The following is a 14,389-nucleotide window of genomic DNA, read 5'->3' as shown; positions in this document are numbered from 1 at the left end:
GGCTTTCGGTACCGCGGCGCTGTCCCCCATGTGGCGTGGCCTCGACGCGGACCGCTCAGGTCATGATCTCGCGTTCGATCTCTTCCACGCTGACGTGGCGGACGTCCTTGCCCTTGACCATGTAGATCACGTATTCGGAGATGTTCTTGGCGTGATCGCCGATGCGCTCGATCGCCTTGGCGATGAACAGGATCTCGATGGAGGCGGAGATGGTACGCGGGTCTTCCATCATGAAGGTGATGAGCTGCCGGATGACCGACCGGAACTCCTCGTCAACGAGCTGATCTTGCCGGACCACCTCCCCGGACGCGGACAAGTCCAGGCGGGCGAATGCGTCCAGGGCCTTGCGCAGCATCTCAGTGGCAATAATGCCCATGCGGCGGATCTCGCCGAACTTGGGATGCAGCAGCCGGTCGGAGGCATGGACGAGCTTGGCCATGCGGGCGATCTTGGCCGCCTCGTCGCCGATCCGCTCGAGATCGGTGATCGTCTTCACGACGGTCATGATCATCCGCAGATCGCTCGCGGCTGGCTGCCTGCGCGCGATGATGGTGCTGCAGTCCTCGTCCAAGGCCACTTCCATGCCGTTGACGCGGTGATCGTTGTTCTCGACGACCGTGCAGAGATCGAAATCGCCGTTCACGAGCGCATCGAGGGCCAGCCGTATCTGGTCTTCCACCAGCCCGCCCATCTGCAACACGCGCGCACGGAGCGCCTCGAGTTCAGCGTCGAACTGCTTGGAAGTGTGTTCGCTATTGGTCATGTGGGGAGCGCCCTCCGTGTACGACAGTGCCTGTACGCCCCATAACGGCAGGACGGTAACGGCTTTCGATGACGATTTCGTGGCAGCGTGCGATGGAAAGGCAATCGGCGACCCCGGCGGGAAGGAGTTCGGCACCGCGAGCAGCCCCAGCGGTCCGGACCTGCAGGCTTCGGGCACCGGATGTGTTCGTGCTTGCGGAACCCCGCTGCTCGCCCGGACGAGCGGAATCTGCGAGGCAGCTGTTCATTGCCAAAGGATCAGCGAGTCCGGGTGACGACGCCATCGTCGGTACCAAGGAGCAGCACGTCGGCGGGCCTGCGGGCGAAGAGGCCCACCGTCACCACCCCGGGAATCTGGTTGATCTCTGTTTCCAGCGCGACCGGGTCGGCAATGCTCAGCCCGTGCACGTCGATGATCACGTTCCCGTTGTCGGTCTGGAACCCGCCTCTCAGCACGGGCTGCCCACCCAGCTTGACCATCTGCCGGCCCACATGCGAGCGCGCCATGGGGATGACTTCGACCGGAAGAGGGAAACGGCCCAGCAGCGGAACCAGCTTGGACTGGTCGGCAATGCAGACGAACTTGCGGGCGACCGCGGCGACGATCTTCTCCCGGGTGAGGGCGCCGCCCCCGCCCTTGATCATGGCGAGATGTTCGGTCACTTCATCGGCACCATCGACATAGACAGGCAGATCGTCGACGTGGTTGAGGTCCAGGACGGGGATGCCGCGGGCAGCCAGGCGCGAGGCGGACGCCTCGGAACTCGCGACGGCGGCGTCGATGCGCGAACGGATGTCGCCCAACGCATCGATGAAGTAATTGGCGGTCGAGCCGGTCCCCACGCCCACGATGCACCCGGCGGGAACATGGGTGATCGCGGCCTGCGCCACGGCTTTCTTCAGTTCATCCTGATTCATGATCGACGGCTCGAAGCGAGCCGCGTGCCACTTGCTAGACCGGAAGCATAGCCCCAAGTTAGTATGCACTCAATGAAGTTCCCTGGGCCGGGCGGTCCGAAACCGGTTTCGCACGCGGGAGACCGAGCTGCGGCGCCGATCGCTCCGGACCGGTAATTCCGCGTCGCGACGGCGCGGTTCGATGCACGGCTGGCGCCCATGAAGTCCGACTATCTCACCCGAATCCTGAACGCTCGCGTCTACGACGTCGCCGTCGAGACACCGCTGGAAGCCGCGCCGCTGCTTTCGCGGAGGCTCGGGCACACGCTGCTGCTGAAGCGCGAGGACCTGCAGCCGGTCTTCTCGTTCAAGATCCGAGGGGCCTACAACAAGATGGCCGGGCTGTCCGCGGCCGCACTCCAGCGCGGGGTCATCGCCGCGTCCGCCGGCAATCATGCCCAGGGAGTCGCGCTGTCCGCTCAGCGCCTGGGGTGCCGTGCCGTCATCGTCATGCCGGTCACCACACCCGGCATCAAGGTCGATGCGGTCGCGGCCCGTGGCGGAGAAGTCCTCCTCGCAGGCGACTCCTACGACGATGCCTACGCGAAGGCGCTGGAGGTGGGGCGCAAGCAGGGACTCACGTTCATCCATCCGTACGACGATCCGGAGGTCATCGCCGGACAGGGGACGGTCGGCATGGAGATCCTGCAGCGGCATCCGGGGCCCATCGACGCCATCTTCGTCGCCGTCGGCGGGGGCGGGCTCATCGCCGGCATCGGCAGCTACGTGAAGAGCCTGCGTCCCGGCATACGCGTGATAGGCGTCGAGCCCGCCGATTCGGACGCCATGACCCGATCGCTGCGAACCGGACGCCGCGTCCGGCTGACAAATGTGGGGTTGTTCGCGGATGGGGTGGCGGTGAAGCAGGTGGGGCGAGAGACGTTCCGGCTGGCGCGGGAAGTCGTGGACGACATGGTCCTGGTGGACAGCGATGCCATTTGTGCGGCGATCAAGGATGTCTTCGAGGACACCCGGACCGTGCTCGAACCCGCCGGAGCGCTGGCAGTTGCGGGCGCCAAGGCCTGGAGCGAACGCCAGCGCAGCCAGGGCAAGACGCTCGTCGCCGTCGCCTGCGGCGCCAACATGAACTTCGACCGGCTCCGGTACGTTGCCGAACGGGCGGAACTGGGCGAACGACGCGAGGCCATCATCGCGGTGACAATCCCCGAGAGGCCAGGCAGCTTCCGCCGTTTCTGCGAGGTGCTGGGGCGCCGCAACGTCACCGAGTTCAACTACCGCTATGCCGATGCCGATGAAGGCCACGTGTTCGTCGGCGTGCAGACGGCCGGCCGTGACGAAATCCGTCAGCTTCTGCGAACACTGGACGGTGCGGGTTTGAAGGCACGGGATTTCAGCGACAACGAAATGGCCAAGCTGCACGTGCGGCACATGGTCGGCGGGCGCGCCCCCCGTGCGGCACACGAGAGGCTGACCCGGTTCGAATTCCCGGAACGGCCCGGTGCACTGATGCAATTCCTCGATGCCATGAGTCCGGAGTGGAACATCAGCCTCTTTCACTATCGTAACCACGGCGCCGCCTACGGGCGGGTGCTGTGCGGAATGCAGGTTCCCCCCCCTGCGCGCGGGGCATTCCGCCGGTTCTTGCGCGATCTCGCCTATCCGCACTGGGACGAGACGGACAATCCGGCGTTCCGCCTGTTCCTCTGATGCGCATCCTCTGGCTGCTCGCGCTCGTCTTTCCGCTCCGGCTTTTCGCCGCTGCCGGCGATGCGGAGTTCCTCGATGCGCGCGATGCGGTGCAGCGGGGGCAGTGGCAGCGCGTCAGCGAGCTGGTCCCGTCGCTGCGGGAGCATCCGCTCTATCCCTATGTGGAACTGTGGCAGCTGAAGGCCAGGCTCAACGAGTTCCCCCGGGACGATGTCAGACAGTATCTCGAGCGTTACTCGGGTCAACTGGTGGCGAACCGCCTGCGGGCCGACTGGCTGCGAGTATTGGCGAAGGCGCAGCAGTGGAATGCCTTCGAGCAGGACTGGAACGCCCTCGTCGACCCGGACACGGATCTCCAGTGCCTCCAGTTGCAGGCGGCTGTGCGGCGGGATAGCCGGGTGCTGGAGGCGAACAAGGCGCGGTGGTTCGCGGGCCGCGATCTTCCGGAGTCCTGTTCCTCCGTGTTCGAGGCCATGTTCACGTCAGGCGTGCTGAAGGACGCCGACATCCTCGCCCGCGCCCGCCTCGCATTCATGGCAGGCAACACAACGCTCGGCAAGGCAATGCTCCAGCGCGCATCCGCCTGGTCCGCGGCCGACGCGAAGCGCCTCGACAGCGCGATCCGCAATCCGGACCGCTACCTGTCCGACAAGCGCCTCGGCACGCGCACCCGTGCCGAACGCGAAGTGGCTCTGTTCGCCCTGAGCCGCGTGGCCTCCAACTTTCCCGAGAACGCGGCGTCTTCCTGGCAGCGCCTGAGCGGTTCGTTCTCCAGGGACGACCGCGAAGCCGGCTGGGGTCTCATCGCCGTGGCTGCGGCACGCAGGCATTCGGCGCAGGCGCTGGACTGGTTCCGCAAGGCGGCCGACACGCGCCTGGACGCGTCGCAGCTGGAATGGCGTGCGCGTGCAGCGCTGAGGGAGCAGAACTGGGAGGAAGTGCTGCGCAGCATCGAGTCGATGGAGCCGGAGTATCGCGACAGGGCGGTGTGGCGCTACTGGAAGGCCCGCAGCCTGCGCAGGCTGGGACGCGAGCCCGAGGCCATGCCGATTCTGGCCGTGCTGGCGGGAGAGCACCACTTCCACGCACAGCTCGCGTCCGAGGAACTCGGTCCTTCGGTCGGCCCCGCTCCCACCTACTACAAGCCCTCGGAAGACGACGTGCGCAACGCCTCGCGCATCCCAGGGATCGCACGCGCATTGGCCTGGTACAGGCTGGGCATGCGATACGAGGGCAATCTGGAATGGATCTGGACCGTGCGGGACCTGGATGACGTCTCGCTGCTCGGCGCGGCGGAACTGGCGCGGCGCGAAGGGTGGTACGAACGCGCGATCGCCACGGCCGACAAGACCAGGAAACTGACCAACCTCGAACTCCGCTATCCCACCCCGTTCCAGGAACAGCTCCGGGCACGGGCTCGCGAGTTCGAGGTGGACGATGCATGGTTGTACGGGCTCATCCGGCAGGAGAGCCGGTTCAATGCGGCTGCACGCTCCGGGGTCGGCGCGTCCGGTCTGATGCAGATCATGCCCGACACGGCCCGCTGGGTCGCCCGCAAGCTGGGCCTGAAGGATTGGCGTTCCGCCATCGACAACACGCCCGATGCGAACATCAGTTTCGGCACCTTCTACCTCAAGCACGTGCTCGTGCAACTCGACGGCAGTCCGGTTCTCGCCTCGGCCGCATACAACGCCGGACCGCGGCGTGCCCAGGTCTGGCGCGCCGCCGCACCCATGGAAGGCGCCATCTACATCGATACGATCCCTTTTCTCGAAACGCGAGAGTACGTCCGCAAGGTCATGGCGAATGCCGTCCAGTATGCGCGTCTGTTCGGGAGGCAGATGGAAACGCTGACGGAGCGGATCGGAACCGTGCCCGCCCGGTCCCCCGGGTCCGATGGCGGCTCCTGACCGACGGGCAGATCGATTCCGCAGCACGATTCCCTCGCGCATCGCGCGGACCTTCCCTAGAATTTTGACGTTCGCCACCCCGTCCCGTCGCGCCGCGACCAGTCCCCGAACATGAACATTCGATCTGTCTGCCTGCTGGGCGGCAGCGGCTTCCTGGGCCGCCACCTCGCCGAGATCCTGACGGCTCGCGGCATCGCCGTCCGGGTGCCCACACGCAATCGCGAACGGGCGAAGGACACGCTGATCCTGCTGCCCACCGTCGAAGTGCTGCGTACGGACATCCACGACCCCCGCGCGCTGGGGGAAGTCGTGCAGGGTTGCGATGCGGTCGTCAATCTCGTGGGAATCCTGCACGACTCGCCGTCTCGCGGATTCCGGGAGACTCACGCGCAGTTGCCGGCGCGAATCGTCTCCGCGTGCCGGGACGCGGCAGTTCCGCGCCTCGTCCACGTGAGCGCACTGGGTGCATCGGACTCGGGTGCCAGCGCCTATCTCCGTTCGAAAGCAGCGGGTGAGGTCGAGATTGCCAGGGCCGAAGACCATGGCATTGCCACCACCGTGTTCCGGCCTTCGGTCATGTTCGGCCGGGGCGACCGGTTCCTCGCCATGTTCGCGGAACTCGCAGCACTTTTTCCCGTGCTCCCTCTGGGCCGCCCGGATGCCCGGTTCCAGCCCGTGTTCGTGGAAGACGTCGCTCATGCGATCGCGTCGTGCCTCGACGACCCGGCCTGCCGTGCGCAGCGCTACGAGTTGTGCGGCCCCACGGTCTACACCCTGCGGCAATTGGTTCAATACAGTGCGGACCTGCGGGGCCTGCACCGCACGGTCATCGGGCTTCCGGATTCCCTCGCAAGCCTGCAGGCGTTCGTACTGGAGCATCTGCCCGGCAGACTCATGTCGCGCGACAACCTGAAGTCGATGCAGACAGACAACGTCTGCGGATGCGCCTTTCCCGCGGTCTTCGGTCTCACGCCGACACCGCTGGAAGCGGTCGCGCCTCTCTACATCGGCCAACGCACGTCGCGCATGCGCTACAACGGACTGCGATCCCGCGCGCGCCGATGAGGACGCGGGGGACGATGCGGTGAAGATCTATCGTGTGGGCGGCGCGGTCCGCGACGAGCTGCTGGGCCGGGAAGTGCAGGATCGCGACTACGTGGTCGTGGGCGCCACCCCCGAGCAGATGATCGAGCTGGGGTACGAACCCGTCGGGAAGGATTTCCCTGTCTTCCTCCATCCCCGCACGCACGAGGAACATGCGCTTGCGCGGACGGAGCGCAAGAGCGGACGTGGCTACAAGGGGTTCTCGGTCCACGCCTCTCCCGACGTAACCCTGGAGGAGGACCTCGCGCGAAGGGATCTCACCATCAACGCAATGGCGCGCGGAGAAGCCGGGGAACTCATCGATCCATACGGTGGTCGCCGCGATCTGGCGGCCGGAGTGCTGCGTCACGTCAGCCCGGCATTCGTGGAGGACCCCGTGCGCATTCTGCGGGTCGCGCGATTTGCCGCCCGGTTCGGGTTCACGGTCGCCGAGGAGACGCTGGTTCTCATGCGCCACATGGTCGACACGGGCGAAGCGGACCATCTCGTTCCGGAACGCGTCTGGCAGGAGATCTCCCGCGGGCTGCTGGAGGATCGGCCTTCCGTCATGTTCGAGATCCTCGCCGAATGCGGCGCCCTCGCCCGCATCGCGGCCTCCTGGTCCGCACTCCTGGACCCACGCAGGGAGAGAGGGCGCGAGATCCTGAACCTGCTGGATCTGGCCGCCGACCAGCGAGGGCCCCTCACGGTCCGTTTCGCCCTCGCGGCCCACCCTCTGGGGCCCGCGCTTCCTGCACTGTGCGCATCACTTCGGGTGCCCAACGACTGCAGCGAACTGGCGGGGCTTTGCACAAGGCACCTGGCGAGCGCTCGTCTGGCGGACCGGCTCGACGCCGAGTCGATCGTGTCCCTGCTCTATGGCGCCGATGCGTTCCGGAGACCAGGCCGATTCTTCGAAATGGTATGGGTGGCGGCGGTCGAGGACGGCAAGAAGCCGGCAAGCTTCCCTCCTGACGCGGCACTGAGGAGGGCGTTGACGCTGGCCCAGACCGTGGACGCGCAGTCCGTGGCGCGTCGACACGGCGGCCAGGACATCGCCGAGCATCTTCGTCGCGCCAGAGTGGACGCCGTCAAGGCCGGAACCAGATGACCCCGCTCCGGGACGGAGCGCTTGAACAGCCGGCACGCCGGCCCATTGGAGGAAGGAAGATGATCGATCTCTACACGTGGGGCACTCCGAACGGCAGGAAGGTTTCCATCATGCTCGAGGAGTGCGGACTTCCCTATCGCACCCACGCGATCAACATCGGCAAGAACGAGCAGTTCACCGCGGAATTCCTGGCCATCAATCCCAACGGCAAGATTCCTGCGATCGTCGATGACGACGGCCCGGACGGCAAGCCGTTCAACCTGTTCGAATCGGGTGCCATTCTCGTGTACCTCGCGGGCAAGACAGGACGATTCCTGCCGGCCCAGCCAGGCCCCAGATGGCAGGCCCTCCAGTGGCTGATGTTCCAGATGGGCGGTATCGGGCCCATGTTCGGCCAGGTTCACCACTTCCTGAGGTCGGCTCCGGAACCGGTGCCTTATGCCATCGAGCGTTACACCGGGGAAACGCGCCGTCTCTACGGCGTGCTGGACAGGCATCTCGGAAGCCATGAGTTCCTCGCCGACGAGTACTCCATTGCCGACATGGCGACCTATCCGTGGGTGGCGCGGCACGAATGGCACAAGGTGGATCTGGCGGACTTCCCCCACGTGAAGAAATGGTTCGACGTGATCGGTGCGCGTCCGGCGGTGGCAGCCGGGATGAAGGTCCCCTTCCTCAACTGAGCCTGAACCTCGCAAAACCTCAAGTTGCCCGGGGAGACGCCGTAAGCCTCAGGGGTTCCCGCTGCGATCGTGGCGGGCCAGAACCAGTGACGGCATGTCGGAAAAGCTCCCCGAAACCATCGGCAAGTACCGGGTGATCCGTGAACTCGGACGGGGTGCGACGAGCTGCGTCTACCTCGCGGAGGACGCCTTTCACGACCGCGAAGTCGCCATCAAGGTCGTGAAGTCTGCCGGAGCGGTCGAGAGCGACATGAACCGCCGTTACCGGCGCGTCTTCATGAACGAGGCCGCACTGGCCGGCAAGCTGAATCACCCGCACATCGTGGCCATCTACGATGCCGCGACCGAGGAATCCATGAGCTATCTCGTCATGGAATGCGTGGACGGCGGTACGCTGGACCAGTACTGCACCCCCGATGCCCTCCTGCCGCTCGACCGGCTCGTGGAGATCATCTTCAAGGCGACGGTGGCGCTGGATTACGCCCATCGCCAGGGCGTGATCCACTGCGACATCAAGCCGGCGAACATCCTCATCCGTGGCGACACGGACATCAAGATCTCCGATTTCGGCGCGTCCTACTTCGGCCAGGCCGAACACACGTTCCTGACCGGGGTGGGATCTCCTGCTTACATGTCACCCGAGCAGGTACAGGAGAAGCAGGTATCGCATCAGACGGACATCTATTCGCTCGGCGTCGTCATGTACCAACTGCTGACCGGGAAGCTGCCGTTCCAGGGGTCGAGCCGCGCCAGCCTTCTCTACCAGGTCATCAACATCGAACCCACGCCGCCGTCGGAACTTAGGCATGGAATTCCCGACGCGCTCGACCAGATCGTTCTGCGGGCGATGGCGAAGTCCCCGGCCCAGCGCTACGGATCCTGGATGGAGTTCGGCCGGGATCTCGCGCAGGCATTCAAGCACCTCACGCTGCCCGACGAAGCGGTATCGGATACCGAGAAGTTCACAGCCATACGCGCGCTGCCATTCTTCCGCGATTTCCGCGACGTGGACGTATGGGAGGCCATGCGGATCGGCCGATGGCATCGCATCGAGGCTGGCACGACGGTGCTGAGCGAGGGCGAGACCGCCGAAGGCTTTTTCGTGCTCACGAGAGGCGAAGTCGAGATCTCGCGCTCGGGCCGCCTGCTGGACACCCTCAAAGCCGGGCAGTGCTTCGGCGAGATTCTCTACTTCGAGCCGGAACCGGCTCCGCGAACGACGACCGTGAAGGTGCGTGAGGTCTGCGTGGCAATGGAACTGCGGGCGCGGGATCTCCGCGCGTCGTCGGATTCCCTCCAGATGCAGTTCAACCGTGCCTTCATGCGGCTGCTGGTCGACCGCCTCGAGAGCCGCGAGTCCCGCATCGTCGCGGAGCAGCTACCACCCTTCGCTGCCTGAACCGCCGTCGGCAGCGGCGCCTGATCACTTGACCAGCAGGACAGGCCGGTCGGACAGGTGGATGACCTTGGTGGCGACGGAGCCCAGCAGCACGCCGGTCACCGTACCCAATCCCCGCGTCCCCATCACGATCAGATCGCACGCCTGTTCGCGTGCCATTTTCGCGATGGTCTCGGCCGGGTCGCCGACCAGGATGTGGTGTTCCATGGCGAGGCCCGAGGCAGCAGCCACGTCACGGGCGGGCGCCAGCGCCGCTTCACCCTCCTCGCCATAGAAGTCGTCCAGCTGTTCGCGTGCCAGAAACATCTTCACGGCACCGGATACGATGGGAGCCTGCACGTTGACGAGAACGAGGTGTGGGGGTTCCCGGCAGACGTCGCGCTGGGCGATCGCGTACTTGAGCGCCCGGAGGGCATTCTCGGAACCGTCGATCGGGACCAGGACTTTTCGCATGCTTCGTCGCCCTGCCGGTCGCTCAGAGAATGCTCTTCAGCAGACTGCCCATCTCGGCGGGATTGCGGGTCACCCTGATGCCGCAAGCCTCCATCACCTCGAGCTTTTCCTTGGCCGTACCCTTGCCTCCGGAGATGATGGCTCCAGCATGGCCCATCCGTTTTCCCGGAGGAGCGGTGACGCCTGCAATGAATCCCACGAGCGGCTTCTTCATGTTGTCCTTCGCCCACAGCGCAGCGGCTTCCTCGTCCGAACCGCCGATCTCGCCGATCATCACGACGGCGTCCGTATCGGGGTCGTCGTTGAAAAGACGCAGGACATCGATGTGCTTCAGACCGTTCACCGGATCGCCTCCGATCCCCACGGCAGTGGACTGGCCGAGGCCCAGCTCCGTCAGTTGCGCAACGGCCTCGTACGTGAGCGTTCCGGAACGGGACACCACGCCGATCCGGCCCTTGCGATGGATGTGACCGGGCATGATGCCGATCTTGATTTCGTCAGGCGTGATGACGCCGGGACAGTTCGGACCGACCAGAACCGTACGGCGGTTCTCCTTGCGCATGCGGTCGCGCACTTCGATCATGTCGCGGACGGGAATTCCCTCGGTGATGCAGATCGCCAGATCGAGATCGGCCTCGACAGCTTCCCAGATCGCGGCGGCCGCCCCCGAGGGGGGAACGTAGATGACCGAAGCGTTCGCGCCGGTCTTCTCCTTCGCATCGCGCACCGAAGCGTAGATCGGAATTCCCTCGAGATCCTGGCCTGCCTTGGTGGGATGCACGCCGGCGACGAAGCAGTTCTTGCCGTTGGCGTAGTCACGGCACATCCGTGTGTGGAACTGCCCGGTCTTGCCGGTCATGCCCTGGGTGACGACGCGGGTGTTCTTGTTGATCAGGATGGACATACGCGGATTCCCTCAGTGGGCCTTGGCAGCGGCCACGACCTTCTCGGCCGCCTGCGCCATGTTGTCTGCGGTGATGATCGGCAGGCCTGACTTCGCCAGGATTTCCTTGCCGAGATGCTCGTTCGTGCCCTTCATCCGGACGACCAGGGGAACGCCGAGCTTGACCTCCTTGGCCGCCGCGACCACGCCTTCCGCGATGGTGTCGCATTTCATGATTCCGCCGAAGATATTGACGAGGATCGCCTTCAGATTCGGGTTGCGCAGCATGATCTTGAACGCCTCGGTCACCTTTTCCGTCGTCGCGCCACCGCCTACATCGAGAAAGTTCGCCGGGCTGGCGCCGTACAGCTTGATGGTGTCCATGGTGGCCATCGCCAGGCCGGCTCCGTTCACCAGGCAGCCGATGTCGCCATCGAGGGAAATGTAGGAGAGGTCGAACTTGGAGGCTTCGATCTCGGCGGGGTCTTCCTCGTCCAGGTCGCGCATCGCCACGATGTCGGGGTGGCGATACAGTGCGTTGGAGTCGAAGTTCATCTTGGCGTCCAGCGCCAGAACCTTGCCGTCGCCGGTGAGAATGAGCGGGTTGATCTCCGCCAGGGAGGCATCGGTCTCCCAGAATGCCTTGTACAGCGCCTGAAGAATGCTGCGGGCCTGGCCGACGGAGGCCTGCGGGATGCCGATCTTCAGCGCCACATCGTCGGCTTCCGCATCGGTCAGTCCGGCCACGGGGTCGACGTAGACCTTGTGAATCTTCTCCGGTGTGTGAGCGGCGACCTCCTCGATGTCCATGCCACCCTCGCTGGAAGCCATTACGCAGACCTTCTGGGTCACCCGGTCCACGACCATGCCCAGATAGAGTTCCTTGCGGATGTCCGCCCCTTCCTCGATCAAGAGGCGGCGCACTTTCTGACCTTCGGGGCCGGTCTGATGGGTGACCAGCTGCATGCCGAGGATCTTCGACGACCACTCCCGCACTTCATCAAGGGACTTGGCGACCTTCACGCCCCCGCCCTTGCCCCGGCCGCCGGCGTGGATCTGGGCCTTGACCACCCAGACCTTTCCGCCAAGGGTCTCTGCGGCCTTGACCGCTTCGTCGACCGTGAAGCACGGAACACCGCGAGGTGTCGCGACGCCGAACGAACGCAGTAACTCCTTGGCTTGATATTCGTGGACTTTCATGGGCTTCTCGGAAATGCCGCAGCGGGTGGCGGCGGGAGGTTGAAGGGGCGAGTATAGCCGCTGCTCCCCCGGGCAGGCACGGGTATGACGCAGTGCAACGACCGCCGGCCGGGGAAGGACAGACGTTCATTTCATTGGGTTTCGGCAGGCGGCGCCGGAACTTCACCCCCGAAATTCACTTCCCCCCTTGTCCGGCCGCGGGCTCGTCCCCATAATTAGCAGCCTCGGCCGGCGAGTGCTAACAACTTGCCGGTCATCAGCCAAACCGCCGACTTTCTAGGAGATAGGCAAATGAAGATTCGTCCCTTGCACGATCGCGTGATCGTCAAACGCCTCGAAGAAGAGCGCAAGACCGCTTCGGGCATCGTCATTCCCGACAACGCCGCCGAGAAGCCCGACCAGGGCGAGATCGTCGCCGTGGGCACCGGCAAGGTGCTGGATGACGGCAAGGTGCGTCCGCTGGAGCTCAAGAAGGGCGACCGCGTGCTGTTCGGCAAGTACTCCGGCCAGACGGTCAAGGTCGACGGCGAAGAACTCCTCGTCATGCGCGAGGAAGACATCATGGGCGTGATCGAGGCCTGAGAGGTTTCGGCCCTTCCGTTCGCACCAGTCAAGCCTTAGGAGATTCCCAAAATGGCAGCCAAAGAAGTCAAGTTTCACGATTCCGCCCGTCACCGCATCGTCGCCGGCGTCAACATCCTGGCCGACGCCGTCAAGGTGACCCTCGGCCCCAAGGGCCGCAATGTCGTTCTGGAGCGCTCGTTCGGCGCCCCGACGATCACGAAGGACGGCGTCTCCGTCGCCAAGGAAATCGAACTGAAGGACAAGTTCGAGAACATGGGCGCCCAGATGGTCAAGGAAGTCGCGTCGAAGACCTCCGACGTGGCCGGTGACGGCACCACGACCGCCACGGTGCTGGCCCAGGCCATCGTCCAGGAAGGCATGAAGTTCGTGGCCGCCGGCATGAACCCGATGGACCTGAAGCGCGGCATCGACAAGGCCGTCGGCGCCGTCGTCGAAGAGCTCAAGAAGATGAGCAAGCCCTGCACGACCAGCAAGGAGATCGCGCAGGTGGGTTCCATCTCCGCCAACTCCGACCAGGACATCGGCAAGATCATCGCCGACGCCATGGAAAAGGTCGGCAAGGAAGGCGTGATCACGGTCGAGGACGGTTCTGGCCTCAACAACGAACTGGAAGTCGTGGAGGGCATGCAGTTCGACCGTGGCTACCTGTCCCCCTACTTCATCAACAATGCCGAGCGCCAGATCGCCATTCTGGACAACCCCTTCGTGCTGCTGCACGACAAGAAGATCTCCAATATCCGTGATCTTCTGCCCGTGCTGGAGCAGGTGGCCAAGGCCGGCCGGCCGCTGCTGATCATCGCCGAGGAAGTGGAAGGCGAAGCACTGGCGACCCTGGTGGTGAACAACATCCGGGGCATCCTCAAGACCTGCGCCGTCAAGGCTCCCGGCTTCGGCGACCGCCGCAAGGCCATGCTGGAAGACATCGCGATCCTCACGGGCGGCACGGTCATCGCCGAGGAAGTGGGTCTTTCTCTCGAGAAGGCGTCCCTGACCGACCTGGGCCAGGCCAAGCGCATCGAGATCGGCAAGGAAGAAACGACGATCATCGACGGTGCCGGCGACGCGAAGGGCATCGAAGCCCGCGTGAAGACGATCCGCACCCAGATCGACGAAGCCACCAGCGACTACGACCGCGAAAAGCTGCAGGAGCGCGTTGCGAAGCTGGCCGGCGGTGTGGCCGTCATCAAGGTCGGTGCCGCGACCGAAGTCGAGATGAAGGAAAAGAAGGCCCGCGTCGAAGACGCCCTGCACGCGACCCGTGCAGCCGTGGAGGAAGGCATCGTCCCCGGCGGTGGCGTCGCTCTGCTCCGCGCCCGTTCGGCTGTCGCCGTGAAGGGTGAACATCACGATCAGGACGCCGGCATCAAGATCGTGCTGCGCGCCCTGGAAGAGCCCCTGCGCGCGATCGCCGCAAACGCTGGTGCCGAGCCTTCCGTCGTCATCAACAAGGTCGTCGAGAACAAGGGCAACTTCGGCTACAACGCGTCCAACGACACCTATGGCGACATGGTGGAGCAGGGCGTGCTGGATCCGACCAAGGTCACTCGCTGCGCACTGCAGAATGCCGCGTCCGTGGCCGGTCTGATCCTCACGACCGATGCCATGGTGGCCGAGCTGCCGAAGGAAGACTCCCCGATGCCTGGTGGTGGCGGCATGGGCGGCATGGGCGGCATGGACATGTAATTTCCAGCGGTC

The 14,389-nt window shown here is 64.9% G+C and carries 13 protein-coding genes; 8 read left to right on the top strand and 5 right to left on the bottom strand.

Annotation, left to right across the window (positions count from 1 at the left end):
- Nucleotides 1-55 precede the first annotated feature (55 nt).
- Nucleotides 56-763: a phosphate signaling complex protein PhoU gene (phoU, locus tag IPK20_07495; protein MBK8016577.1), complete on the bottom strand. Its 708-nt coding sequence runs from the start codon at nucleotides 761-763 to the stop codon at nucleotides 56-58.
- A 257-nt stretch (nucleotides 764-1,020) separates the two neighbouring features.
- Nucleotides 1,021-1,680 carry a ribose-5-phosphate isomerase RpiA gene (gene rpiA / locus IPK20_07490; protein MBK8016576.1) on the bottom strand — a complete coding sequence of 220 codons (660 nt, stop codon included), beginning with the start codon at nucleotides 1,678-1,680 and terminating at the stop codon, nucleotides 1,021-1,023.
- A gap of 198 nt (nucleotides 1,681-1,878) precedes the next feature.
- Between rpiA and ilvA the strand changes: the two genes are divergently transcribed.
- From ilvA to IPK20_07460, 6 genes are all read left to right on the top strand, one after another.
- A complete protein-coding gene (ilvA, locus tag IPK20_07485; protein ID MBK8016575.1) occupies nucleotides 1,879-3,387 on the top strand; it encodes a threonine ammonia-lyase, biosynthetic in 1,509 nt (502 codons plus the stop codon).
- Complete coding sequence (locus IPK20_07480) at nucleotides 3,387-5,297, top strand: lytic transglycosylase domain-containing protein (protein ID MBK8016574.1); 1,911 nt, start codon at nucleotides 3,387-3,389, stop codon at nucleotides 5,295-5,297. Before ilvA ends, IPK20_07480 begins: the two co-directional genes overlap by 1 nt.
- A 111-nt stretch (nucleotides 5,298-5,408) precedes the next feature.
- Complete coding sequence (locus IPK20_07475) at nucleotides 5,409-6,362, top strand: complex I NDUFA9 subunit family protein (protein ID MBK8016573.1); 954 nt, start codon at nucleotides 5,409-5,411, stop codon at nucleotides 6,360-6,362.
- A 19-nt stretch (nucleotides 6,363-6,381) separates the two neighbouring features.
- Nucleotides 6,382-7,491: a multifunctional CCA tRNA nucleotidyl transferase/2'3'-cyclic phosphodiesterase/2'nucleotidase/phosphatase gene (gene cca / locus IPK20_07470; GenBank protein ID MBK8016572.1), complete on the top strand. Its 1,110-nt coding sequence runs from the start codon at nucleotides 6,382-6,384 to the stop codon at nucleotides 7,489-7,491.
- Between the two features lie 59 nt (nucleotides 7,492-7,550).
- Nucleotides 7,551-8,174, top strand: a complete 624-nt coding sequence (locus IPK20_07465; protein MBK8016571.1) for a glutathione S-transferase N-terminal domain-containing protein — start codon at nucleotides 7,551-7,553, stop codon at nucleotides 8,172-8,174.
- A 94-nt stretch (nucleotides 8,175-8,268) separates the two neighbouring features.
- Complete coding sequence (locus IPK20_07460) at nucleotides 8,269-9,573, top strand: protein kinase (GenBank protein MBK8016570.1); 1,305 nt, start codon at nucleotides 8,269-8,271, stop codon at nucleotides 9,571-9,573.
- A 24-nt stretch (nucleotides 9,574-9,597) separates the two neighbouring features.
- On the opposite strand, the gene IPK20_07455 is transcribed toward IPK20_07460, so the two are convergent.
- The 3 genes from IPK20_07455 to sucC are packed head-to-tail and all read right to left on the bottom strand — an operon-like array spanning nucleotide 9,598 to nucleotide 12,109.
- On the bottom strand, nucleotides 9,598-10,026 hold the full coding sequence (locus IPK20_07455) for a universal stress protein (GenBank protein ID MBK8016569.1): 429 nt from the start codon (nucleotides 10,024-10,026) through the stop codon (nucleotides 9,598-9,600).
- 22 nt (nucleotides 10,027-10,048) lie between these two features.
- Complete coding sequence (gene sucD, locus IPK20_07450; protein MBK8016568.1) at nucleotides 10,049-10,930, bottom strand: succinate--CoA ligase subunit alpha; 882 nt, start codon at nucleotides 10,928-10,930, stop codon at nucleotides 10,049-10,051.
- A gap of 12 nt (nucleotides 10,931-10,942) precedes the next feature.
- Nucleotides 10,943-12,109: an ADP-forming succinate--CoA ligase subunit beta gene (gene sucC / locus IPK20_07445; GenBank protein ID MBK8016567.1), complete on the bottom strand. Its 1,167-nt coding sequence runs from the start codon at nucleotides 12,107-12,109 to the stop codon at nucleotides 10,943-10,945.
- Between the two features lie 291 nt (nucleotides 12,110-12,400).
- Between sucC and groES the strand changes: the two genes are divergently transcribed.
- Together groES and groL are read left to right on the top strand one after the other, a co-directional pair.
- Nucleotides 12,401-12,691, top strand: a complete 291-nt coding sequence (gene groES, locus IPK20_07440) for a co-chaperone GroES (GenBank protein MBK8016566.1) — start codon at nucleotides 12,401-12,403, stop codon at nucleotides 12,689-12,691.
- 51 nt (nucleotides 12,692-12,742) lie between these two features.
- A complete protein-coding gene (gene groL / locus IPK20_07435) occupies nucleotides 12,743-14,377 on the top strand; it encodes a chaperonin GroEL (protein ID MBK8016565.1) in 1,635 nt (544 codons plus the stop codon).
- Nucleotides 14,378-14,389: the final 12 nt, after the last annotated feature.

This window comes from Betaproteobacteria bacterium, assembly GCA_016713305.1.
Lineage (GTDB): Bacteria > Pseudomonadota > Gammaproteobacteria > Burkholderiales.
The sequence above is the reverse complement of the archived record's forward strand: the minus strand, read 5'-3'. Positions and strand labels throughout refer to the sequence as shown.